Source organism: Micromonospora coriariae (genome assembly GCF_900091455.1).
GTDB classification, from domain to species: domain Bacteria; phylum Actinomycetota; class Actinomycetes; order Mycobacteriales; family Micromonosporaceae; genus Micromonospora; species Micromonospora coriariae.
Genome location: NZ_LT607412.1, coordinates 1,748,333 through 1,771,440, shown reverse-complemented (window position 1 = coordinate 1,771,440; position 23,108 = coordinate 1,748,333). Strand labels below are relative to the sequence as shown.

Annotated in this window: 22 protein-coding genes; 13 read left to right on the top strand and 9 right to left on the bottom strand. The window is 72.6% G+C overall.

Going from position 1 to position 23,108, the window contains the following annotated elements:
* Positions 1-48 precede the first annotated feature (48 nt).
* A complete protein-coding gene (locus GA0070607_RS08190) occupies positions 49-1,341 on the top strand; it encodes a Bcr/CflA family efflux MFS transporter (RefSeq protein ID WP_231930909.1) in 1,293 nt (430 codons plus the stop codon).
* Positions 1,342-1,392: 51 nt separating this feature from the next.
* On the opposite strand, the gene GA0070607_RS08185 is transcribed toward GA0070607_RS08190, so the two are convergent.
* Positions 1,393-2,058, bottom strand: coding sequence for a hypothetical protein (locus tag GA0070607_RS08185; RefSeq protein ID WP_089017654.1), 666 nt, complete (start codon positions 2,056-2,058; stop codon positions 1,393-1,395).
* A gap of 23 nt (positions 2,059-2,081) precedes the next feature.
* On the opposite strand from GA0070607_RS08185, the gene GA0070607_RS08180 reads away from it, so the two are divergent.
* Both GA0070607_RS08180 and GA0070607_RS08175 read left to right on the top strand, forming a co-directional pair.
* Positions 2,082-2,600, top strand: a complete 519-nt coding sequence (locus GA0070607_RS08180) for an acyl-CoA thioesterase (protein WP_089017653.1) — start codon at positions 2,082-2,084, stop codon at positions 2,598-2,600.
* A gap of 230 nt (positions 2,601-2,830) precedes the next feature.
* The gene (locus GA0070607_RS08175; protein WP_089017652.1) at positions 2,831-4,810 is read left to right on the top strand and encodes an acetoacetate--CoA ligase; all 1,980 of its coding nucleotides are present in this window, start codon (positions 2,831-2,833) and stop codon (positions 4,808-4,810) included.
* A gap of 18 nt (positions 4,811-4,828) precedes the next feature.
* On the opposite strand, the gene GA0070607_RS08170 is transcribed toward GA0070607_RS08175, so the two are convergent.
* Positions 4,829-5,518, bottom strand: a complete 690-nt coding sequence (locus tag GA0070607_RS08170) for a TIGR03089 family protein (RefSeq protein ID WP_089017651.1) — start codon at positions 5,516-5,518, stop codon at positions 4,829-4,831.
* Positions 5,519-5,672: 154 nt separating this feature from the next.
* Here GA0070607_RS08170 and GA0070607_RS08165 point away from each other — a divergent pair, with 154 nt between their 5' ends.
* Together GA0070607_RS08165 and GA0070607_RS08160 are read left to right on the top strand one after the other, a co-directional pair.
* Positions 5,673-6,818 (top strand): glycosyltransferase family 4 protein, encoded by a 1,146-nt coding sequence (locus tag GA0070607_RS08165; protein WP_089017650.1) that lies wholly within the window; start codon positions 5,673-5,675, stop codon positions 6,816-6,818.
* A gap of 62 nt (positions 6,819-6,880) precedes the next feature.
* Complete coding sequence (locus GA0070607_RS08160; protein ID WP_089021718.1) at positions 6,881-7,972, top strand: mannose-1-phosphate guanylyltransferase; 1,092 nt, start codon at positions 6,881-6,883, stop codon at positions 7,970-7,972.
* Here the strand turns inward: GA0070607_RS08160 and GA0070607_RS08155 are convergent.
* The gene (locus GA0070607_RS08155; protein ID WP_089017649.1) at positions 7,941-8,558 is read right to left on the bottom strand and encodes an NUDIX hydrolase; all 618 of its coding nucleotides are present in this window, start codon (positions 8,556-8,558) and stop codon (positions 7,941-7,943) included. The genes GA0070607_RS08160 and GA0070607_RS08155 overlap by 32 nt on opposite strands.
* 437 nt (positions 8,559-8,995) lie before the next feature.
* Here GA0070607_RS08155 and GA0070607_RS08150 point away from each other — a divergent pair, with 437 nt between their 5' ends.
* Positions 8,996-9,982 (top strand): winged helix-turn-helix domain-containing protein, encoded by a 987-nt coding sequence (locus GA0070607_RS08150; protein ID WP_089017648.1) that lies wholly within the window; start codon positions 8,996-8,998, stop codon positions 9,980-9,982.
* Positions 9,983-9,998: 16 nt separating this feature from the next.
* On the opposite strand, the gene GA0070607_RS08145 is transcribed toward GA0070607_RS08150, so the two are convergent.
* Entirely contained in the window at positions 9,999-11,087 is a 1,089-nt protein-coding gene (locus tag GA0070607_RS08145; protein ID WP_089017647.1) for a coenzyme F420-0:L-glutamate ligase, read from the bottom strand.
* Positions 11,084-12,031 carry a 2-phospho-L-lactate transferase gene (cofD, locus tag GA0070607_RS08140; RefSeq protein WP_089017646.1) on the bottom strand — a complete coding sequence of 316 codons (948 nt, stop codon included), beginning with the start codon at positions 12,029-12,031 and terminating at the stop codon, positions 11,084-11,086. The genes GA0070607_RS08145 and cofD overlap by 4 nt, the downstream gene beginning before the upstream one ends.
* A gap of 98 nt (positions 12,032-12,129) precedes the next feature.
* Between cofD and GA0070607_RS08135 the strand changes: the two genes are divergently transcribed.
* The 6 genes from GA0070607_RS08135 (at position 12,130) to GA0070607_RS08110 (ending at position 18,616) form a co-directional block, all read left to right on the top strand.
* Positions 12,130-13,071, top strand: a complete 942-nt coding sequence (locus GA0070607_RS08135; protein ID WP_089017645.1) for a hypothetical protein — start codon at positions 12,130-12,132, stop codon at positions 13,069-13,071.
* A gap of 77 nt (positions 13,072-13,148) precedes the next feature.
* The gene (locus GA0070607_RS08130; protein WP_089017644.1) at positions 13,149-15,659 is read left to right on the top strand and encodes a bifunctional FO biosynthesis protein CofGH; all 2,511 of its coding nucleotides are present in this window, start codon (positions 13,149-13,151) and stop codon (positions 15,657-15,659) included.
* A gap of 161 nt (positions 15,660-15,820) precedes the next feature.
* On the top strand, positions 15,821-16,099 hold the full coding sequence (locus GA0070607_RS08125) for a hypothetical protein (RefSeq protein WP_089017643.1): 279 nt from the start codon (positions 15,821-15,823) through the stop codon (positions 16,097-16,099).
* Positions 16,100-16,148: 49 nt separating this feature from the next.
* Entirely contained in the window at positions 16,149-17,543 is a 1,395-nt protein-coding gene (locus GA0070607_RS08120) for a DUF4331 domain-containing protein (RefSeq protein WP_089017642.1), read from the top strand.
* Between the two features lie 17 nt (positions 17,544-17,560).
* Positions 17,561-17,890, top strand: a complete 330-nt coding sequence (locus GA0070607_RS08115) for a phospholipase (protein ID WP_089017641.1) — start codon at positions 17,561-17,563, stop codon at positions 17,888-17,890.
* 468 nt (positions 17,891-18,358) lie between these two features.
* Positions 18,359-18,616 (top strand): WhiB family transcriptional regulator, encoded by a 258-nt coding sequence (locus GA0070607_RS08110; RefSeq protein ID WP_007455784.1) that lies wholly within the window; start codon positions 18,359-18,361, stop codon positions 18,614-18,616.
* A gap of 54 nt (positions 18,617-18,670) precedes the next feature.
* Here GA0070607_RS08110 and GA0070607_RS08105 read toward each other — a convergent pair whose 3' ends face one another.
* The gene (locus tag GA0070607_RS08105) at positions 18,671-19,120 is read right to left on the bottom strand and encodes a metallopeptidase family protein (RefSeq protein ID WP_074316962.1); all 450 of its coding nucleotides are present in this window, start codon (positions 19,118-19,120) and stop codon (positions 18,671-18,673) included.
* Between the two features lie 154 nt (positions 19,121-19,274).
* Between GA0070607_RS08105 and GA0070607_RS08100 the strand changes: the two genes are divergently transcribed.
* Positions 19,275-19,649, top strand: a complete 375-nt coding sequence (locus tag GA0070607_RS08100; RefSeq protein ID WP_089017640.1) for a DUF3499 domain-containing protein — start codon at positions 19,275-19,277, stop codon at positions 19,647-19,649.
* A 31-nt stretch (positions 19,650-19,680) separates the two neighbouring features.
* Here GA0070607_RS08100 and GA0070607_RS08095 read toward each other — a convergent pair whose 3' ends face one another.
* From GA0070607_RS08095 to GA0070607_RS08085, 3 genes are all read right to left on the bottom strand, one after another.
* Positions 19,681-21,087, bottom strand: coding sequence for an NAD(P)/FAD-dependent oxidoreductase (locus GA0070607_RS08095; protein ID WP_089017639.1), 1,407 nt, complete (start codon positions 21,085-21,087; stop codon positions 19,681-19,683).
* On the bottom strand, positions 21,072-22,418 hold the full coding sequence (locus GA0070607_RS08090; RefSeq protein WP_089017638.1) for an aspartate aminotransferase family protein: 1,347 nt from the start codon (positions 22,416-22,418) through the stop codon (positions 21,072-21,074). The genes GA0070607_RS08095 and GA0070607_RS08090 overlap by 16 nt, the downstream gene beginning before the upstream one ends.
* Positions 22,419-22,592: 174 nt before the next feature.
* Positions 22,593-23,105: an Lrp/AsnC family transcriptional regulator gene (locus tag GA0070607_RS08085; protein WP_089017637.1), complete on the bottom strand. Its 513-nt coding sequence runs from the start codon at positions 23,103-23,105 to the stop codon at positions 22,593-22,595.
* Between the last annotated feature and the right edge of the window lie 3 nt (positions 23,106-23,108).

Here is a 23,108-nt window from a genome sequence, read left to right as displayed (position 1 = left end):
AACGTCGGGCACGCCCAACGACGTCCGAAGCCACGCAGAGAGATCGAGATGATGAAGCAGTTGGTGGAGAAGACCGCCCCGGACACCGCCTCCGAGCGGGAGGTGCTGCCCGGCGACCTGATGAGCAACCGCCAGCGGGCGCAACTCGTGCTCGTGCTGGGCGCGATGATCGCGGTCGGGCCGCTGACCATCGACATGTACCTGCCGGCCCTGCCCGCCATCACGGCCGGCCTGCAGACCACCGAGACCGCGGTGCAGTTGACGCTGACCGGCACGCTGCTCGGCCTCGCGCTGGGCCAGCTGCTGATCGGGCCGCTCTCCGACGTGGTGGGCCGGCGCGTGCCGCTGCTGGCCGGGCTGGCCGCGCACGTCGTGGCGTCCGTGCTGTGCGTCTTCGCGCCCAACATCGCCGTGCTCGGCACCCTGCGCGTGCTCCAGGGGCTCGGCGTGGCGGCCGCCACAGTGGTCGCCACCGCGGTCGTGCGCGACCTGTTCAGCGGCGCCTCGTTCGCCCGGATCTTCTCCCGGCTGATGCTGGTCATGGGGCTGGCCCCGATCCTCGCGCCGACCCTGGGCAGTGGCCTGCTGCGCTGGACCGAGTGGCGGGGCGTCTTCGCGGCGCTGGCCGTGCTGGGCGCGCTGCTGATCGTCGTCGCCGCGTTGCGGCTGCCGGAGACCCTGCCCGTGACCCGCCGTCGGCGCGGCGGGGTGGGGGCCACCATTCGGGACTACCGGCGGCTGCTCAACGACCGGGCGTTCGTCGGTCTGGTGCTGGTCGCCGGGCTGGCCATGGCCGCGCTGTTCGCGTACGTCTCCGGTTCGTCCTTCGTGCTCCAGGAGCAGTACGGCCTGAACGAGCAGCAGTTCGGGCTGGCCTTCGGGGCGGGCGCGGTCGGCCTGATCGGCGCCACCCAGTTCAACGTCCGGCTGCTGCGCCGCTACACCCCGCAGCAGATCCTGATCAGCGCCCTGATCGCCGGGACCGCGGCCGGGCTGCTGCTGGTGATGTTCGCCGCGACCGGCCTCGGTGGTCTGGGCACGCTGCTCGCGTCGCTGTGGCTGGTCCTCGCCGCGGCGGGCCTGGCCCTGCCGAACGCGCCGGCGCTGGCGATGACCCGGCACAGCGAGGCCGCCGGAACCGCCGCCGCGCTGCTCGGCGCCGTGCAGTTCGGCGTCGGCGCGCTGTCGGCGCCGCTGGTCGGCCTGTTCGGCACCGGGAGCGTGCCGATGGCGATCGTGATCGCGGGCGGCATGGCCGCCGCGACGCTGGTCATGCTCTTCGTCGTTCCCCGCGCCGACCTCGGCACCGTCGATGCGGACCTGGCCGTCGCACTGCACTAGCACGGCGGGTTCCGGGTTGGGGGCGGGCCGATCGCCCGGCCCGCCCCACGGTCAGCGGATCTCGGTGGTGTCCTCGGGGCGCGGCTGGCCGCGCGGCGGCGCGGACCACGGCGACTCGCCACCCACCCGGCGGGGCAGTGGGTCGGTCGGCGTCGGATCGGCCGGGTAACCGAGGGTGGGCGGGGTGGTGTCGCGCTCGGCGGGCTCGGCGGGTGGCCAGTCGGTCAGGGTGAAGTCGTCGCTGCGGGGGCCACCCGTCGGCGCCGCTGCCATGGCCGGCTCGGTCACCGGACGCGGCCACTGCTGCCAACGTTGCCTGCTGAACGCCGCCATCAGCAGCAGCAGGCCGATCAGGAAGAGGGTGCCGTTCTCCACCGGAAGCCGCAGCGGCAGCGGGTCGCCGAACACCTTCCACCCGTGCGGGATCGCATCCCGTACCTCGAACGGCGCCACGAACATCCCGACGTACGGGGTGACCAGCAGCAGCCCGGCGACCAGCGGGCCCAGCGGCGAGACGCGCAGTGTGCCGAGCAGGCCCAGCAGGACACCGCCGACACCGAGGTACACGGCCGGCTCGATCAGGTTGGCGGTGTTGAACGTGCCGATCTCCACCCAGCGGTCGACCGTCCGGCTCGACCCGTCCTGTCCGAGTGTGACCAGCACCCAGGTGATGGGCACCACCACCAGCCCGGCGAGGAAGCTCCAGAGATGTCGCATCCGGGCACCGTACCGTTTCCGGCATGACCGAGCACCTCTCCGCCGCTCCGACCGGCAAGCCGACGTCGTACTCCCGCGTCACCCTGAGCAAGATCATGACCGCAGTCGACGTGAACCTGTACGGCACCGTGCACGGCGGGGTCCTGATGAAGTTCGTGGACGACGTGGCGGGGGCCGCGGCAGCCCGGCACAGCGGCGGGACCGCGGTGACGGCGGCGATCGACGAGATCGTCTTCTCCGAGGCGGTACGGGTCGGTGACCTGGTGCACGCGCACGCCCAGGTGAACTGGACCGGGCAGACCTCGATGGAGGTGGGCGTACGGGTGGTCGCCGAACGGTGGGACTCCGCCGAGGACGCGCCGGTCCGGGTGGCCACCGCGTACCTGGTCTTCGTCGGGGTGGACGTGGGCGGGGCGCCGCGGACGGTCCGCCCGGTGCTCCCGGAGACGCCGGAGGACGAGCGCCGGTACCGGGAGGCCGAGATCCGCCGGGCGCATCGCCTCGCCCGCCGCCGCGCCATCCAGGCCCACCGCGCCGGCTGAGGTGTAAGGAAGGGCCCCTTACTAACGCCAGCTGTTAATAGGGGGCCCCTGTACAACTCCAGGCGTTAAGAAGGTGCCCTTCCTTCTTCCCACATGGGTTGGGGGCGTGGAGTGTGGGGTGGGCACGCGTCGGTGCTCGTACCCGGTGCGCAGAATGGCGCTTCCAGGTAGGGCAAGATGGCGCCACGGCCCATTCACAGTGTCGTGCCGGGCCAGGGGAGGGTGGAGCAGTGGGTGATGTGCTGTGGACGCCGCCGGCGGACGTACGCGAGCGGTCCCGGATCGGCGGCTACCTGCGCTGGCTGCGGGAGCACCGCGGCCTGGACTTCGCTGACTACGACGCGCTGTGGCGCTGGTCGGTCACCGACCTGGACGGGTTCTGGCGATCCATCTGGGACCACTTCGAGGTGGTGGCGCACACCCCGCCGACCGCCACGCTGGCCGAGCGGGGGATGCCCGGTGCCCGCTGGTTCCCCGGGGCCACGCTGAACTACGCGGAGAACGTGCTGCGGATGCCGGGGCGGGCCGACGACGACCCGGTGGTGATCGCGCACGGGCAGACCCGGGCGCCGGTCACGCTGACCGCCGGGGAGTTGCGCGAGCAGGTCCGCCGGGTCGCGGCCGGGCTGCGCCGACTCGGCGTCACCGCCGGTGACCGGGTGGCGGCGTACGCCCCGAACATTCCTGAGACGTACGTCCTGCTGCTGGCCACCGCCAGCCTGGGCGCGATCTTCTCGTCCTGCGCGCCCGAGTTCGGCACCCGCAGCGTCACCGACCGCTGGCAGCAGATCGAACCGACAGTGCTGGTCGCCGTGGACGGTTACCGGTACGGCGACAAGCCGGTGGACCGGCGCGCCGAGGTCGCCGCCATCCGGGCCGCCCTGCCGTCGGTGCGGCACACCGTCAGCATCGGCTACCTGGACCCGAAGGCCGCTCCGCAGGACGCCCTGGGCTGGGTCGACCTGGCCGCGCCCACGGACGAGCCGCTGACGTTCACGCCGGTGCCGTTCGACCACCCGCTGTACGTGCTCTACTCCTCGGGCACCACCGGGCTGCCCAAGCCGATCGTGCACGGCCACGGCGGCATCCTGCTGGAGCACCTGAAGATGCTCGCCCTGCACCACGACCTCGGCCCGGCCGACCGGTTCTTCTGGTTCACCACCACCGGGTGGATGATGTGGAACTTCCTGGTCTCCGGCCCGGCGGTGGGCGCGACCATCGTGCTCTTCGACGGCAACCCGGGCCACCCCGACCTGGGTGGGCTGTGGCGGCTGGCGGCGGAGACCGACACCACGTACTTCGGCACCTCGGCACCGTTCCTGCTGGCCTGCCGCAAGGCCGGGCTGGTGCCGCGGGAGGTCGCCGACCTGTCCGCGCTGCGCGCCGTCGGCTCCACCGGTGCGCCGCTGCCCGCCGAGGGCTTCACCTGGGTGTACGAGACCGTCGGCGACGACCTCCAACTCCAGTCCCTGTCCGGCGGCACCGACGTGTGCACCGGCTTCGTCGGCGGGGTGCCGCTGCTGCCGGTGTACGCCGGCGAGATCGCCTGCCGGGCGTTGGGCGCCAAGGTGGAGGCTCGCTCCGCCGACGGCACCCCGGTGATCGGCGAGCTGGGTGAGCTGGTGATCACCGAGCCGATGCCGAGCATGCCGGTGGCCTTCTGGAACGACCCGGACGGCACCCGCTACTCCGAGGCCTACTTCGACGTCTACCCGGGCGTCTGGCGGCACGGCGACTGGATCACCATCAACGACCGGGGCGGCTGCGTGATCACCGGACGCTCGGACGCCACTCTCAACCGTGGCGGGGTGCGGTTGGGCACCGCCGAGTTCTACTCGGTGGTCGAGGGGCTGGACGAGGTGGTCGACTCGGTCGTCGTGCACCTGGAGGATGACGAGGGCGGCGCCGGCGAGCTGCTGCTCTTCGTGGTGCTCGCCGAGGGTCTGGAGCTGGACGACCCGATGCGCGCGAAGATCTGCCGCGAGCTGCGTACGGCGCTCTCTCCCCGGCACGTGCCCGACGAGATCCATCAGGTGCGCGCCGTGCCCCGCACCCTCTCGGCGAAGAAGCTGGAGGTCCCGGTCAAGAAGATCCTCACCGGCACCCCGGTCGACTCGGCGGCCGCGAAGGGCGCCCTGGCCAATCCCGAGTCCCTCACGGCCTTCGTCGCGTTCGCCCAACGCCGCGCCCCCGACGCCACCCCCGCCTGACCGCTGGCGGGTGGTGGGTCACGGCAGCGGGTGGGTGACCTGTTCCGCGTTCAGCCGTGCGGACAGCCGTGCGGGGTCGAGGTTGGCGCAGAGGACGACGGTGGCGGCCCGGGTCAGCGGGGCCAGCAGCCAGTCCACCGGGTCGGGGTACGCCGCGGCGTCGACCAGAATCCGGGCGCCGGGCGCGATGCCCAGCTCGGTGGCGCGGGCCTCGGCGCGGGCCAGCAGGGGAGTGTCGGCGGGGCCCGGCCCGGGCTGCGGGGTGAAGTGGTCGCCGTGCCGGCGAACCTCGACCACGTAGTCGGCGAACCCGGGCGGCACCTGCCGCAGCGGGGCGGCGAGCGGCGACAGCCCCAGGGCGTACCGCTCACCGGCGGACCAGGACTGCGCCTCGTCGAGCCGGTCGGCCGCCGCGAAGAGCACGTCCACGTCGCCCGGCGTGTCGACCACGCTCAGCTTCGCCGACCAGCAACCCAGCAGCACCGCCGCGGTCTGCCAGTGCGGCGGCAGGAGCACGCCGGCCGGATCACCCAGGGCGAGGGCCACCTCGTCGACGAGGAGGTTGGCGGTCTTCGCCACCCAGTTCGCCAGTGTGGCGCCGGAGAGTTCGGTGCGGTCGCCGCTGGCGTCGTCGTACCAGGTCAGCAACGGTCGGGTCGGGTCGGTCGCGATCGCGTCGGCGAACACCCGGGCAATGTTGTCGGCCATCGGCGCGAACGATACGCCCCTGTGGGCCGTACTCGAAGACGATGACAAGTCGGCGTACCGTCGGGTCGCAGTCAGCGTCGGCCCCGTGCTCCGGCGTAGGCTTGGCCCCCGGAGTGTTGTTCCCCACAGACCCGCCAGTGCAAGGAGTCGCCCCGTGACCGCCGGTCGCCCGCCCCGCGTGCTCATCGACGCCACGAGTGTCCCCGCCGACCGTGGTGGTGTCGGTCGATACGTCGATGGTCTGCTCGGTGCCCTCGGCAAGGTGTGTGGGTCGGGGGTGGAGCTGGCGGTGGTCAGCCTCCGCACCGACCTCGAGCGGTACACGCGGATGCTGCCCGGCGCGGAGATCATCCCCGCCCCGGCCGCCGTGGCGCACCGCCCGGCGCGGCTCGCCTGGGAGCAGACCGGCCTGCCGCTGCTCGCTCAGCAGGTGGGCGCGCACGTCCTGCACTCGCCCTTCTACACCTGCCCGCTGCGGGCGGGGTGCCCGGTCACGGTCACCGTGCACGACGCGACGTTCTTCACCGAGCCGGAGCACTACGACAAGTCCCGCCGGACCTTCTTCCGCAGCGCCATCAAGACCTCGTTGCGCCGGGCGGACCGGGTGATCGTGCCCAGCAAGGCCACCCGGGACGAGCTGATCCGGCTGCTCGACGCCGACCCGACGCGGATCGACGTGGCCTACCACGGGGTCGACCACGCCGCCTTCCACGCGCCCAGCGAGGAGGAGAAGGCCCGGGTGCGCGCCCGCCTGGGGTTGGGCAACAGCAGCTACGTCGCCTTCCTCGGCGCCAAGGAGCCGCGCAAGAACGTACCCAACCTGATCCGCGGTTGGGCCAAGGCGGTGGCCGACCGGGTCGACCCACCGGCCCTGGTGATCGCCGGCGGGCAGGGGCACGACGACGACATCGATCGGGCGGTGGCCGAGGTCCCGTCCCACCTGCGGCTGCTGCGCCCCGGCTACCTGCGCTACGGCGACCTGCCCGGCTTCCTCGGCGGCGCGCTGGTCGCGGCCTACCCCTCCTACGGCGAGGGATTCGGGCTGCCGATCCTGGAGGCGATGGCCTGCGCCGCCCCGGTGCTGACCACGCCCCGGCTCTCGCTGCCCGAGGTGGGCGGCGACGCCGTCGCGTACACCTCGGAGGATCCGGAGCAGATCGGCACCGACCTGGCCGCCCTGCTGGACGACGAGCAGCGCCGGTTGTCGCTGGCGAAGGCCGGTTTCGACCGGGCCAAGGAGTTCACCTGGGAGTCCAGCGCCGAGGTGCACATCGCCGCGTGGAGCCGCGCCCGCTCGTGACCGTCCGGGCGCCGGATGGCGAGCCGCCCACCCTGCCGGGGTCCGTCGGGCATGATGTGCGGATGCTCTATGCGGTCATCCCGGCAGGTGGCAGCGGCACGAGGTTGTGGCCGTTGTCCCGAGCTGGTCACCCCAAGTTCCTCCATCCGCTGACTGGCTCCAACGCATCGCTTCTCCAGGCGACCGTGGCGCGGCTCGCGCCGTTGACCACACCGGACCGCATCCTCGTGGTCACCGGAGCCGCGCACGTCGCGGCGGTGGCCCGGCAGCTGACCGGGTTGCCGGAGGAGAACATTCTGGTCGAACCCTCACCCCGGGACTCCTGCGCGGCGATCGCGCTGGCCGCCGCGGTGATCGCGCTGCGCGATCCGGACGCGGTGATGGGCAGCTTCGCGGCCGACCACCTGATCGGCGACCCGGAGAGCTGGGTGCGGACGGTCCGGGAGGCGGTCCGTGGCGCGGAGCGGGGCATGCTGATGACGGTCGGGATCACCCCGACCCGGCCGGAGACCGGCTACGGCTACCTGGAGACCGGCGATCCGACCGAGGACGCCCCATGGCGTCCGGTGGCCGAGTTCAAGGAGAAGCCGGCCGCCGAGGTGGCCGAGGCGTACGTCCGTTCGGGCCGGCACCTGTGGAACGCGAGCATGTTCGTCTGGCGGGTGGACGTGTTCCTCGCCGAACTGCTCCGCCAGCAGCCGGCCCTGCACGCCGGGGTCACCGCGATCGCCGCCGCCTGGGGCACCCCGGAGCAGGACGACGTGCTCGGTACGGTCTGGCCGACCCTGCCGAAGATCTCCGTGGACTACGCGGTGATGGAGGGCGCGGCCACCGCGGGCCGGGTGGCCACCGTGCCGGGTGACTTCGGCTGGAACGACGTCGGTGACTTCCACACCCTCGGCGAGGTGCTGCCGGCCGACGCGTCTGGCAACGTGGTGCTCGGCGCCGACGCCAAGCCGGGGGTGCTGCTGCGGGACAGCTCCAACCTGGTGGTGGTGCCGCAGTCCGGCCGGTTGGTGGCCGCCCTCGGGGTGCGTGACCTGATCGTGGTGGACACTCCGGACGCGGTGCTGGTCTGCCCACGGGACCGGGCCCAGGACGTCAAGGCCCTGGTCGACGAGCTCAAGGAGCGAGGCGAAGAGGGCTACGTCTGAGGGCCGCGAGGGCCGGCGCGACCAGTTGCACGGTCCCGCCGGCCAGTGGCTCGGGGAGGCGGTCCGGCGGGAACCACCCCAGCGCCTCGGCCTCGTCGCTGACCTGCTCGACGGCACCGGGCGGGGCGAGCACGGCGAACCGGACGTCGTGGTGCAGGGAGCCTCCCTGACAGCCCACCGGGTGGATGTCCACGTCGATGGGCACCGGGTCGATGCGCAGGCCGGCGATCCCGGACTCCTCGGTGGCCTCGCGTAGCGCGGCGCCGGCCAGGGTCCGGTCGGTCGGCTCGCAGTGCCCGCCGAGCTGCACCCAGCGCCCGAACTTGACGTGCAGGCAGAGCAGCACCCGCGAGCCGGTGGCGTCCAGCACCAGCGCGCTGGCGGTGACGTGCCCGGGGCGGTGCGGCCGGCTCATCGTGACGGGCCCGCCGTCGAGCAGTTCGCGGGTCCGGTCCCGGGCGGCGGCAGCGGCGGGGCTGGTGGGCCGCCAGCCGTCGAGCAGCGCGGTGGCGTCGGCGTGCAGCGCCGCGTACGTGTCGGGGTCGGTCGGGTGGGCGGGGGGTCCGGTGAGCGCGGTGTCGGGCACCCCGCCACTCTACGAGCGCGCGCTCCGTACGCTGGCGCGGTGACTCTGCGAGTCCCCGAATTCGTGGTGGCCGGCAACGAGGCCAGCGATCTGCTGCCGGCGCGGGTCACCGACGAGGACCACCGGGTCGCGCTCTGGGTCGGCTGAGCCGCGCAGCAGGTGATGCGACGACGGAGTGACCGGACGGCACCTCTGCGGAGCAAGGGCCGCAGACCCTCGTGGTGCCGCCCGATCACCGGTCCTCCCCCGGTCCCGGTGCCAGGCGCCGCGCGCGTGCGTGACGCGTGGGTGCCGTGCTCGGGCACTGGAAGCATGCCGAACCGCCCCGGGAAGCGTCGAGGTTTTTCAGTCCAGGCTTAAAGATGGAGATAAGTGCCGGCCAGGTAGAGTCGAACAGCCACCCGGCATCCCCCTGCCCGGCGGCTCAGGAGCGCTGCATGCTGAAGATCCACTTTTCTGGCGAGGACATCCTCCGGACCCGGGTGGCGCCGGCGGCGGACCCGGTCTGGGAGTTGGTCCTCAGCCTGCACCTGTTGCAGGGCCGCGGCCGTGATCCGCTGACCGACAACTGGCGGCGCACGGTGTCCCGAGGGCTGCGCCAGGACGCGGCCTCCGACCAGCTCCGGCTGCTCTTCGCGTTGAGCCCGCCGCGCGGCTACTTCCCCGACTTCCTCACCCCGTATGCCAGCGTCGAGGGCTTCGACGCCGGGTTGGAAGCGGTCCGCAGCACCCCGACCGAGCGGTTGCACCGCGACCTGAGCGTGCTGGCCACCGAGAACCCGCTGCCGTCCTCGGCCGGCGCGCTGGCTCGGGGCGAGGTGGTGGCGCTGCGCCACCTCGCCGAGTCCATGGAGCAGTACCGGTCGCTGGCGATCAGCCCGTACTGGAGCCGGATCCAGTCCGCGGTGGCGGCGGACCGGTCCCGCCGGGCCCGGGCCCTGCTCGACGGCGGCATGGAGGGGCTGCTCACCAGCCTCCGGCCGGCGATGCGCTGGGAGAACGGTGTGCTCGAGGTGCGCGACTACCCGCACAGCCGGGAGCTGCACCTGGACGGCCGGGGCCTGCTGCTCGTGCCGTCGTTCTTCTGCGCCGCCACCCCGGTCGCCCTGCTCGACCCGGCGCTGCCGCCGGTGCTGGTCTACCCGGTGGACCGGCTGGGCGGGTTGGCGGCGACCGACGGGGCCGGCCCGGCCGGCCGCGACTCGCTCGCCGCGCTGCTCGGCCGGACCAGGGCGGCGGTTTTGCAGGCCAGCGATGACGGCTGCACCACGGGAGAGGTGGCCCGCAGGCTCAACATCTCAGCGGCGGCGGCCAGTCAGCACGCGACCGTGTTGCGCAACGCCGGCCTGCTGGTCAGCCACCGGGACCGCAACACCGTGCTGCACACGTTGACCCCACTCGGCCGGGCCATGCTGGACGCCTGACCCGGCCGGCCGGCCGTCAGAGGGCGAGTGTGGCGCTGGCCGGGCTGCCGGCCGGCGGGGGCAGCACTGTCGACCCGACGCCCTCGGCGGCCAGGGCCACCTGCAGCCGGTGCAGGTCGGCGCCGAAGCGGACCAGGTCCATCGGATCCACCGGAGCCGGTGGCGAGCCGAGCACCAGGGCCGTCGCGCCGTCCGGCCAGCCGGGCACCTTGGCGATCAGGCCGGCACGTACGTCCGCCTCGTCGACCAGGGTGAAGACCGTGCCGGGGGCGACCACCCCGGCGACCGCGTCGATCGCACGTCGCGCGGCGGCCGGGTCGGCCGGCGTGGGCCCGGGAGCGTCGGTCAGGGTGGCGGCGTCGGCCAGCCCCGCCGCCCGCGCCTCGGCGGTCCCGAGCGAGAAGAGGTCCTGCGCCGCATCGCGGACCAGTGCCTGCGCCCCGGCGGAGTCGTCCGGGCTGGTGGCGGAGAGGTAGCCCCGCACCACCGCCACCGGGACCTGGTCGCACTTGCCCTTGATCAGCTCGCCGGCGCCCGCCAGCTCGTCCACCACGGCCATCTGGGTCAGCTGCAGCTCATTGCCGTACGGGTCGACCTCGCCACGGTGGTCGCGGATGGCCGGCATCCCGGCCACCCCGAGCGCCACGTCGGTCAACCCGTTGCGCCAGGGCCGGCCCATGGTGTCGGTGATGATCACGGCGAGGTCCAGGTCGTAGCGTGCGCGCAGTGCGGCGCGTAGCGCCCGGGCGGAGGCGTCCGGATCCACCGGCAGCAGCACCAGCCGGGTCTTGTCCACGTTCGACGCGTCGATGCCGGCGGACGCCATCACGAAGCCGTGGTGGGTCTGCACGATCCGGGTCGGCCCCCGGCTGGCCACCACCCGGGCGGTCTCGGAGGCCAGCACCTCGTCGCGGGCGGCGAGCCGCTCGGGTCCGTCCGCCGGGACGTCGACCAACCGCCCCTCCGCCTTGGAGACGATCTTGCTGGTGACGACCAGCACGTCGCCGTCGCGCAGCCAGGGCGCGGCGCCGGCGATCAGTGCCGCCAGGTCGTCGCCTTCGGTCACGTGGCCGATGCCCAGCACCGGCAGGATCTCCAGCCTCACGTCAACTCCACCGCGGCGCGGACCATCGCCGCCGTCGCCGCCTCGTCGGTCATCCGCAACGGCACCGCGCGGACCGTCACCTCCGGCACCACGGTGCCCGCGTCCTCCTCGGCAACCAGCCAGCCGTCCAGCAGCCCACCGGCCGCCCGGCCGCCGTAGAGCCGGCCCACCCCGGCCGCGCTGCACTCCACACCGAGCACGGCGAGGCAGCGGTCGGCCATCCCGCGGACCGGCGCACCGCCGATGATCGGCGAGACGCCCACCACCGGGGCCGGACCCGCCGCCACCGCCTCCCGGAGCCCCGGCACGGCCAGCACCGGCGCCACGCTCACCACCGGGTTGCTCGGCGCTATGAGCACCAGGTCGGCGGTGCCGATCGCCTCCAGGACCCCGGGCGCCGGCTTGGCCGTCTCGGCCCCCACGAAGACGAAACGGTGGGTGGGGATGTCCGCCCGGTACCGCACCCACCACTCCTGAAAGTGAATCGCCCGCTGGCCCTGGTCATCGTCGATGACCGCGTGCGTCTCCAGCCGGTCGTCGGTCGCCGGGAGCAGGCGTACGCCCGGCTCCCAGCGGGTCGCCAGCGCCTCGGTGACCGCGTGCAGGGGGTAGCCGGCGTTGAGCATTGTGCTGCGCACCAGGTGGGTGGCGATGTCCTTGTCGCCGAGGCCGAACCAGGTCGGCTCCGCCCCGTACGCGGCCAGCTCCTCCTTGACGGTCCAGCTCTCACCGACCCGGCCCCAGCCCCGCTCGGGATCGGCGCCGCCGCCGAGGGTGTACATGACGCTGTCCAGGTCGGGACAGATCTTCAACCCGTGCAGCCACAGGTCGTCGCCGACGTTGACGACGGCGGTCACCTCGGCGCCGACCTCTCGGGCGTACGCCCGGACGCCGAGCAGGAACCGGGCGCCGCCGATGCCGCCAGCCAGAACCACGATGCGCATGTCGACCATCCTCGCGCACGTGACGCCTCCGGTCCGCCGGTGGTCCGGGAGACTAGGCTCACGTGCGCCCTGTCCGTCCATGCCCCGAGGGGGAGTTCGTGACCAGCCCCGCCGAGCCCGCGTCCACCGACGCGTCCCAGGCCCGCCAGCTGACCAAGCCACTACGCGAACTGGGTGCGCTCGCGCTGCTCGGCGCCAACGCGGTGTTCCTCTTCGTGGGCCTGCTCCGGCTGCTCAGCCCGAACGACTACATCTCGTTCACCGAGCGTGCGGGCAGTGCCTTCTTCACGTTCATCGGGTTGGAGGCGGTGGGCCTGCCACTGCTGGCCGTGCTGCTGGCCACCCACGTCTCGCCGGTGCTGCCGAAGGCGAAGCTGATCACACAGATGGCCCTCGGCGAGTACGCGGTCAGCGCGCTGCTCGGCACGCTGACCATGCTGATCTGGACGGTGGGCCGGCTGACCGAGGCCGAGGTGCTCGACGCGCTGCTCGGCGTACTCACCCGGTTCGCCTGGCTGATGATTTTCGCGGCCGCCGCCTGGGTGGTCTACGCGGTCTGGCGGAAGCTGTACTACGTGCCGCGGCCGAAGCCCCAGCCGGGCGTCTACGGCCAGCCGCAGCCGGGCTGGCCGCAGCAGCAGGGCGGCTGGCCGGCCCCGGGGCAGCCCGGAGCCCAGCCGGGCGGCGGTTGGCCCGCTCCGGGCCAGCCGGGCGGATACCCGCCGGCGCAGCACCCGGGCCAGTACGGCCAGCCCTCGCCCCCGTTCGGGTCGGCGCCGCAGTCGGCACCGCCGTTCGGGTCCGCGCCGCAGTCGCCGCCGCCGGTCAACCCGGCCCCGCAGTCCGCCCCGCCGTTCGCCCCGCAGTCCGCCCCACCGGCCGCGCCGCCGTTCGGCCAGCCGCCGTCGGCGGACCCGACCCAGGCGATTCCGCGCCAGTCCGCCGACCCGACCCAGGCGATCCCCCGCCCCGGCGACACGGACGCCGACCGCACCCAGCACATCAACCCAGGCGACAACCCCCAACAACCACCCCGCTGACCGTCCCCGCGGGGGAGAAGGTGCGGGTGTCGGTGGGGAGCGGTGGGGCGGGCGAGCGCAGCGCATAGGCTGAGCGGATGGTTGATCGCACCCACTCCGGCCCGAGCGAGGCGAGCGTGCGGCGTGCCCTGGGTCGGGCCGCGACCGGGCGGGCGCTGGACGTCGACGAGGCGACCGCGCTGCTCTCCGCCCGCGGTGACGCGCTCGACGAGTTGCTCCGGGTGGCCGGCGGGATCCGCGACGCCGGGTTGCGCGAGGCCGGCCGTCCCGGCGTGGTCACGTACTCCAAGAAGGTCTTCATCCCGCTGAGCCGGCTCTGCCGGGACCGCTGCCACTACTGCACGTTCGCCACAGTGCCGCACCGGCTGCCGGCGCCGTTCCTTGATCGCGACGAGGTGCTGGCCATCGCCCGGGCGGGTGCCGAGCAGGGCTGCAAGGAGGCCCTGTTCACTCTCGGCGACCGGCCGGAGGAGCGCTGGCCGGCGGCCCGGAGCTGGCTGGACGAGCGCGGTTACGACTCCACTCTGGACTACCTGCGCGCCTGTGCGGTGGCGGTGCTGGAGGAGACCGGGCTGTTGCCGCACCTCAACCCCGGGGTGCTGTCCTGGTCGGAGCTGCAACGGCTCAAGCCGGTCGCGCCGAGCATGGGCATGATGCTGGAGACCACGGCCACCCGGCTCTGGTCGGAGCCGGGTGGCCCGCACTTCGGCTCACCGGACAAGGAGCCGGCGGTCCGGCTGCGGGTGCTCGACGACGCGGGCCGGGTCGGGGTGCCGTTCACCACCGGCATCCTGATCGGCATCGGGGAGACCCCGGCCGAGCGGGTCGACGCGCTCTTCGCGATCCGTCGCGCGCACCGGGAGTACGGGCACCTCCAGGAGGTGATCGTGCAGAACTTCCGCGCCAAGCCGGACACCGCGATGCGTGGGATGCCCGACGCGGAGCTGCACGACCTGGCCGCCACGGTGGCGGTGGCCCGGCTGCTGCTCGGGCCGAAGGCCCGCATCCAGGCCCCGCCGAACCTCATCGCCGGCGAGTACGACCTGCTGCTGCGGGCCGGCATCGACGACTGGGGCGGTGTCTCCCCGCTCACCCCGGACCACGTCAACCCGGAGCGCCCCTGGCCGCAGATCGAGGAGCTGGCCCGGCACACCGAGCTGGCCGGGTTCACGCTGCGCGAGCGGCTGACCATCTACCCCGAGTACGTACGCGCCGGCGACCCCTGGCTCGACCCCCGGCTGCTGCCGCACGTGACCGCGCTGGCCGACCCGAGTTCCGGCATGGCCGTCGAGTCCGCGATGCCGCAGGGCCGCCCCTGGCAGGAGCCGGAGGAGGTGTTCGGCGGGCGGACCGACCTGCACGCCACCATCGACACCACCGGGCGTACGGAGGACCGCCGCGGCGACTTCGACAGCGTCTACGGTGACTGGGTGGAGGTGGCCACGAAGGTGACCGCCGGGCCGGCCGCCCAGGTTGGCGACCACGACCTGCGGGCCGGGCTGCGGCTCGCCGCCGACGACCCGGCCGCGCTGCTGGAGCCGGGGCACACCGATGCCGCGCTTGCGCTGTTCGGCGCGGACGGGCCGGCGCTCGACGAGTTGTGCCGGCTCGCCGACGACGTGCGTCGGGACGCGGTCGGCGATGACGTCACCTACGTGGTCAACCGCAACATCAACTTCAGCAACGTCTGCTACGTCGGCTGCCGGTTCTGTGCCTTCGCGCAGCGCGAGCGGGACGCCGACGCGTACCGTCTCTCCGTCGACCAGGTCGCCGACCGGGCCGAGCAGGCGTGGGCGGCCGGCGCCAGCGAGGTCTGCCTTCAGGGCGGCATCGACCCGAAGATGCCGGTCACCGGGTACGCCGACATCGTGCGCGCCATCAAGGCCCGGGTGCCGGGGATGCACGTGCACGCGTTCTCCCCGATGGAGATCGTCACCGCCGCGGCGAAGGCGGGCGTGCCGGTGCGCGAGTGGTTGACCCAGCTGCGCGAGGCCGGGCTGGACACCATCCCGGGCACTGCCGCGGAGATCCTCGACGACGACGTGCGCTGGGTGCTGACCAAGGGCAAACTCCCGGCCGCCGCCTGGGTCGAGGTGGTCAGCACCGCCCACGAGCTGGGCATCCGGTCCAGCTCCACGATGATGTACGGCCACGTCGACCATCCCGGGCAGTGGCTGGCGCACTTCCGGGTGCTGGCGGGCGTGCAGGACCGCACCGGCGGCTTCACCGAGTTCGTCGCGCTGCCGTTCGTGCACACCAACGCCCCGATCTACCTGGCCGGCATCGCCCGGCCCGGGCCGACCTGGCGTGAGAACCGGGTGGTGCACGCGATGTCCCGGCTGCTGTTGCACGGCCGGATCGACAACATCCAGTGCTCCTGGGTGAAGCTGGGCGACGAGGGCACTGTGGCGATGCTCCAGGGCGGCTGCAACGACCTGGGCGGCACGCTGATGGAGGAGACCATCTCCCGGATGGCCGGCTCCGGCAACGGCTCGGCGCGGACCGAGGAGCAGTTGCGGGCGATCGCCACGGCGGCCGGTCGGCCGGCCCGCAAGCGCACGACCGCGTACGGTCACGTCCGGCCCTGAGTTCGAACCTTTTCCCGCCGCCGGCCGTACCAAGCGATGCCGGTGGCGGTCGCGGCGAGGACCGCCGCCGGTGTCCCCCACGGGCCCGGCGGCGTCGGTAGGCGGCACCGGACCCGTCCGTCCCCGCGGGCGCGTTCGCGCCACCGCCGGAAAGGGTGCCCATGACCAGTGATCAGCGGAAGCGGCAGTGGCCGCGACTGACCCGCCGGCAGACGTTGACCGCCGCGGCCAGCGCCACCCTCGGCGCCGCCGCGCTCACCGTGCCGGGCCTGTCGGCCGCGCAGAACGCTCCGGGCGCGGCCGGTCGGGCCGACGACCCGATCGTCGTGCACCTGCGTGACGCGGCCTCCGGAACGATGGACGTCTTCGTCGGTGACTCCCGGATCGAGGTACGCGACCGCGGCCTGGCGGATCGGCTGCGGCGCGCCGCCCGGCGCTGACCGACGTTCCGCTCGCCATCCTGTCCCCGCCCAGTGAGGTTGGTCCGCCATGTCTTCCCACCGTGAGGCCCCGGAGATAGCCAAGGATCCGGTCGCCGACAGCTCCGACCTGTACGCGTTCGTCAGCCCCGACAAGCCCGACTCGGTCACGCTGATCGCCAACTACGTGCCGTTGCAGCTCCCCTCCGGGGGCCCGAACTTCTTCGAGTTCGGCGACGACGTGCGGTACGAGATCCATATCGACAACGACGGCGACGGCCATCCGGATGTCACCTACCGGTTCGAATTCACGACCGAGATCACCAATCCGAACAGTTTTCTCTACAACACGGGCCCGATCGATTCGCTGGACAGCAAGAACTGGAACCGGCGGCAGTTCTACAGCCTGACCCGGGTGGCCGACGGCCGGGAGCACCGGTTGGCGCACAAGCTGCAGTGCCCGCCGTGCAACGTCGGCCCGCTGTCCACACCGAAGTACGCGGAGCTGGTCCGGCAGGCCACCTACTCGCTCTCCACCGGGGAGCGGGTCTTCGCCGGGCAGCGCGCGGACGGCTTCTTCGTCGACCTGGGGGCGATCTTCGACCTCGGTACGCTCCGGCCGTTCCAACAGTTGCACGTGGCCGGCAAGAAGGTCTTCAAGGCCGAGGGGGAGCCGGTCAACGCCACCGACCGGATGAACGTGCACAGCATCGCCGTGCAGGTGCCGCTGAGCCGGGTGCGCCGGCGTGCCAACCGGTACGGCGCGGCCGACCGGGCGTCGGTGATCGGCGTGTGGACGTCGGCGTCGCGGCGGCAGGTCCGGGTGCTCGGCGACGGGGCGGCCGCGGACACCTCCGCCGGCCCGTTCACCCAGGTGTCTCGGTTGGGCAACCCGTTGTTCAACGAGGTCATCGTGCCGATGTCCAAGAAGGACCTGTGGAACTCGCTGCCGCCGTCGGAGGACAAGCGGTTCGCGCAGTTCGTCGAGCAGCCGGAGCTGGCCGCGCTGCTGCCCGCGCTCTACCCGGACGTCTTTCCCAACCTGGACAAGCTCAGCAAGGCGAAGAAGCCCCGGGCGGATCTGGTGGCGATCCTGCTCACCGGCGTGCCGGCCGGGCTGATCGACGGGTTCACGAACGCCACCGGCGATGTGCAGGCCGACATGCTGCGGCTGAACACCGCCATCCCGCCCAGCCGGCGTCCGGACCGGTTCGGTGTGCTGGGCGGTGACCTGGCCGGCTTCCCGAACGGCCGGCGCGTCGGCGACGACGTGGTCAGCATCGCGCTGCGGGCGATCGCCGGGGTGACCGTTCCGCTGGTGGACAAGACGTTCCGCCCGGATGCTGCGGCCTTGGCGGTCACCCCGGGGTTGAGCGCCGCCGACGTGACCGCGCCGTTCCTCGGGAACTTCCCCTACCTCGGTACGCCGTACGACGGGTTCAACAACCCGTCGGCGTCGTCCTGACCGCGGGGGGGCGGCGGATGCACGAGCACGCGTACGGGCCGTCGGAGACCGGGACCGTCGTGCTCGATCTGGGCGGCGAGACGGGCGCCCTGATCGTCTACACCGGCCGGGAGTTGCACGGCCGGGAAATCGAGATCAGTCGGGCCGAGGACCGGCGGACCCACTCGGCGGTGCGGGAGCGTCGGGTGCGGGACGGCTCGTTCCACAGTGCGGTCTACCCCGATCTCCCGGCCGGCATCTATACCGTCTGGTGGGACGAGAGTACGCCAGTGGGGACGGTTTCCGTCCATGGTGGAGCGATAGCCGAGTTCGTGTGGCCGAGCAGCGGGTTCGGAGCCGCTGGCTGACCATACCGCGCCTTCTGTCCGTCGCGCCCCGTCCACATTGTGGACGGGGCGCGTGCGGTGTCCGCCGCTCGACGGGCGGTCTTGGCCGCGCCGCGTTAACCTTTCTCCCACCAAGATCAGCTTTGTTGGAAGGGGTCGTTCGGTGCTCCAGCCGTCGTCGCGGGGGTGGCCTCCCGAGGGAGCGCCACGGCAGAAAAGTCGGGCAACTCGCCGGAGAGGGCGTTACTCGGCCGGGGTCTGAATCGATAGGGCAGGTTGCGAGGCTGGACGGCCCGAGTGGTCGGCCGGGGGTGTCGGGAGGGCGACTCCATTATCAAGTTTGGCTTGACGGCGCACGCATTACACGCGTGTAATTTGAATGGGGTTGTTCGCACGGAACGCAACAAAATGGGACCGGACGGACAAGCACGCCTTTCGCGTGGGGGGTTGCAGCGGCGATGACGCCGGTGCGCGACAAGGAGGCATTTGATGGACGGCCAGCTTGAGGTGGCCGACCTGCTCGGAAACGCGCCGGAGTGGCAGGAGCGGGCGCTGTGCTCGCAGACCGACCCCGAGGCGTTCTTTCCCGAGAAGGGCGGCTCGACCCGCGAGGCGAAGCGAATCTGCTCGCGCTGCGAGGTCAAGACCGAATGCCTCGAATACGCTCTCGGTCACGACGAGCGGTTCGGCATCTGGGGTGGGCTCTCGGAACGGGAGCGGCGCAAGTTGAAGCGGCGGGCCGCCTGAGCGGTGCGGAGTCGGGGCGGTGGGGGCCGCCCGGCTCGCCCGCGCGGGGACGGCTCAGGCCAACTCGTCGGGGTCGACCCCGAGCAGGTTCGCCACCTGTTCGATGATCACGTCGTGCACCAGGTCGGCCAGGTCCTCGCGGTCCATCGCCCGGAACTCCAGGGGCCGCCGGTACAGCACGATCCGCGGCGGGACCTCCTGTCGGCCCGGACGGCCCGGCAGCAGCCGGGCCAGTGGGACCTCGCCGTCCTCCAGCACATCGGAGTCGTACACGTTCAGGTCCGGCGGGACGTCCTCGACCGCGAACTCGACGCCGGCCAACTCCTTGGCGAACCGGCGCTCCAGCGTCTCGACGGTGTCCAGAACCAGGTCGTCGAAGACCTCCGCCTTGGTCCGCGCCAGCGGCACGGTCGCCGGTACCAACCGCCCACGCAGCCCGCGCCCATGCCGGTCGCGATGGGCGCGCCGGCCGGAACCGGGGCGGCGGTGTTCCGGGCTCGTCATGAGGGAAAGGGTAGCCCTCGCGTCGGGCCGGTCAGCGGCAGCGCCGCTTGGCGTGGCGCGGCGTGAGCCGGACGGGTGGATTGTGATCACCACGACGGGCGTGTCGCAACGCGAAGCGATGCGCCGGACCCGGTAATGGAGATACCCTGCCGCCGTGAGGTCACCACGGCGCTGCTCCCGTAACGGCTGCCCCCGGCAAGCGGTCGCCACATTGACCTATGTCTACAACGAGTCGACGGCGGTGGTGGGTCCGCTGGCGGCCTTCGCCGAGCCGCACACGTACGACCTGTGTGAGCCGCACGCCCGCAGCCTGACCGCGCCGCGGGGCTGGGACGTGGTCCGGCACGAGGGCGAGTTCGAGCCCCCGCCGCCCACCACCGACGATCTGGTGGCGCTCGCCGAGGCGGTCCGCGAGGCCGCCCGCCCGGCCCCGAGGCCGCCCGAGGACCCGCACGACCGGTCCCACCCCGACCAGTCCCACTCCACCGGCCGCCGAGGCCACCTCCGCGTGATCCCCCCCAACCACTGACCCACCGCCGTCCCGGCCTCCGGGGGGTGGGTTAGTTGCCCAGGAGGCGGGAGAGGGTTTTTGCCTGGCGGGAGGGGCGGTTGGTGCGGAGTTCTGTTGCGTCCGCCCTGGTCATCAGGCGTAGGGCGGTGTTGACGGCCAGCCAGCGCAGGGGCTCGGGCTCCCAGCGCCGGGAGCGGTGGTTGACCCAGGGCAGGGCGGTCAGCTCGGTGCGCTCGCCGCGGATCAGGTCGGCCAGGGTGCGGCCGGCGAGGTTGCTGGAGCCCACCCCGTCCCCGACGTAGCCGCCCGCCCAGGCCAGCCCGCTGGCCCGGTCGAAGCCGACCGAGGCCGCCCAGTCCCGGGCCACCCCGAGCGGGCCACCCCACGTGTGCGTCACCGGCACGTCCTGGCCGAGCACCGGGAAGAGCTCTCCGAGCGTCCGGCGCAGCGCCGCGAAGACCCGTGGCTCGCGGTCGTAGCCGGGGGAGACCCGGGACCCGAAATGGTACGGAGCGCCACGCCCGCCGAAGGCCAGCCGGCCGTCCGCGGTGCGCTGGCCGTAGATGATCACGTGCCGATGGTCGGAGAACGTCTCGCGCTGGGCGAGCCCGATCCGCGCCCAGGTCTCCGCTGGCAGCGGCTCGGTGGCCACCATCAGCGAGTACACCGGTGCCACGGCCCGCCGCTGACCGGGCAGCGTGGGCGTGTACCCCTCGGTCGCCCGGACCACCACCGGCGCCCGTACCGTCCCGGCCGCGGTGGCCGCCGCGCCGGCCCGGATCGCGGCGACCGGCGTCCGCTCGTGGATGGTGACCCCGAGCCGTTCCACCACCCGGGCCAGGCCACGGACCAGCTTCGCCGGGTGCACGGCCGCACAGTGCGGGGTGTACGTCCCACCGCGTACCCCCTCGGCGGCGCAGCGGGCGGCGGCCTCGCCGGTATCGAGCAGCGCCAGATGCTCCGCGCCGAAGCCGAACGCGCGGGCCTCGTCCACGGCGGCCCGGGCCCGGGCGAGCTGGGGGCCGGTGCGGGCCAGGGTGACCGTGCCGCCGTCCGCCCAGTCGCAGTCGATGGCCTCCGCCGCGACCACCCGGCCCACCTCGCGCACCGTTTCATGCAGGGCCCGTTGCATGGCGATCGCCGCGTCCCGGCCGTGCCGGCGGGCCAGGCCGGTCAGCGAGGTGGGGAAGAGCGCCGAGCACCAGCCACCGTTGCGACCGGACGCGCCGTATCCGGCGATCTCCTTCTCCAGCACGATGATCCGCAGCGTCGGCTCGGCCCGGGCCAGGTGGTACGCCGTCCACAGCCCGGTGTAGCCGGCGCCCACGATCGCCACGTCGGCGTCCGCGTCGCCGGGCAGCGCCGGTCGTGGGATCAGCGGTTCATCCAGTGTGGACAGCCAGTGCGACAGCTCCCGGTAGTGCCCGGCGGGGTCGCCGCTCAGAGTCGTGCCCATGCCTCGGTGAGCACCGTGCGCAGGATCTGCTCGATCTCGTCGAAGTGCTGCTGCTCGGCGATCAGCGGCGGGGCGAGCTGCACGACCGGGTCGCCCCGGTCGTCGGCCCGGCAGTAGAGCCCGGCCTGGAACAGGGCCGTGGAGAGGAAGCCGCGCAGCAACCGCTCCGACTCGGCCTCGTCGAAGGTCTCCCGGGTCGTCTTGTCCTTGACCAGCTCGATGCCGTAGAAGTAGCCGTCGCCGCGGACGTCGCCGACGATCGGCAGGTCGTTCAGCTTCTCCAGAGTGGACCGGAACGCGTCCTCGTTGGCGCGTACGTGCCCGACCAGGTCCTCGCGGGCGAAGACCTCCAGGTTGGCCAGGGCGACCGCGCAGGAGACCGGGTGGCCACCGAAGGTCACCCCGTGGGCGAACATGCCGGTCTCAGTGAGGAACGGCTCCATCAGCCGGTCGCTGGCGATCATCGCCCCGAGCGGGGCGTACCCGGAGGTGATGCCCTTCGCGGTGGTGATGATGTCCGGCTGGTAGCCGTAGCGCACGGCGCCGAAGTATTCGCCGAGCCGCCCCCACGAGCAGATCACCTCGTCGGAGACGAGCAGCACGTCGTACGCGTCGCAGATCTCCCGGACCCGCTCGAAGTAGCCGGGAGGGGGTGGGAAGCAGCCGCCGGAGTTCTGCACCGGTTCCAGGAAGACCGCGGCAACCGTGTCCGGCCCCTCCCGCTCGATCGCCCGGCCGATCTCGTCGGCGGCCCAGCGGCCGAACGCCTCGGGCGAGTCGCCGTGCTCCGGTGCCCGGTAGAAGTTGGTGTTCGGGACCTTGATCGCGCCGGGCACCAGCGGCTCGAAGTCGCTCTTGATGCCGGGCAGCCCGGTGATCGACAACGCGCCCATCGAGGTGCCGTGGTAGGCGATGTAGCGGCTGACCACCTTGTACTTGTTGGGCTGGCCGGTGCGCTTGAAGTAGGCCCGGGCCAGCTTCCACGCCGCTTCGACGGCCTCGGAGCCGCCGGTGGTGAAGAAGACCCGGTTGAGGTCGCCGGGGGTGAGCGAGGCGATCTTCTCGGCCAGCTCGACGGCCTTGGGGTGGGCGTACGACCAGAGCGGGAAGTAGGCCAGCTCGCCGGCCTGCTTGGCGGCCGCCTCGGCCAGTTCGGTGCGGCCGTGGCCGGCGTTGACGACGAAGAGCCCGGCGAGCCCGTCCAGGTAGCGGCGGCCCTGCGCGTCCCACACGTACGCGCCCTCGCCGCGCACGATGGTCGGCACCTCGCCGGCGGAGTAGCTCGCCATCCGGGTGAAGTGCATCCAGAGGTGGTCGGTGGCGTTGGCCATGTCAGCCCCATCGGTCGTCGGGCCGGTCAAAGGGGTGAGGCCGGCCGCTCTGCCCACGGTTATCGCACAGTATCGGGTTCGGGGGCAAGTGGTATCGATGGTCAATTGGCTAGTACGCAACGGAATCAGCGAGCGGTTAGAGTCCCAACAACGGAATTCGCACCCTGGGTGGCGTCAGGCCGTGCCCCAGGTGTAGGTCTGCTTGCGCAACTTGAGGTAGACGAACGCCTCGGTGGACAGCACCCCGGGCACCGCGCGCAGTCGTTGCAGGATCTCCAGCAGGTGGTCGTCGTTGCGGCAGACCACCTCGGTGAGCAGGTCGAACGACCCGGCGGTGATGACCACGTAGTCGACCTCCTCCAGCTCGGCCAGCCGGTCGGCCACCGCCTCCAGGTCGCCGTCGGTGCGCAGGCCGATCATCGCCTGGCGGGGGAAGCCGAGCTGGAGCGGATCGGTCACCGCGACGATCTGCATCACGCCGGAGTCGAGCAGCCGCTGCACCCGCTGGCGTACCGCCGCCTCGGAGAGCCCGACCGCCTTGCCGATGGTGGCGTACGGTCGCCGGCCGTCCTCCTGGAGCTGTTCGATGATCCGCTTGGCCACGTCATCCAGCAGAGCGTGATTGGCACCTTCACGGACAGCGACGCGTCGACCGCCGTTGCCGTTCTCGTGCTGCCGGTTCGTCATCGT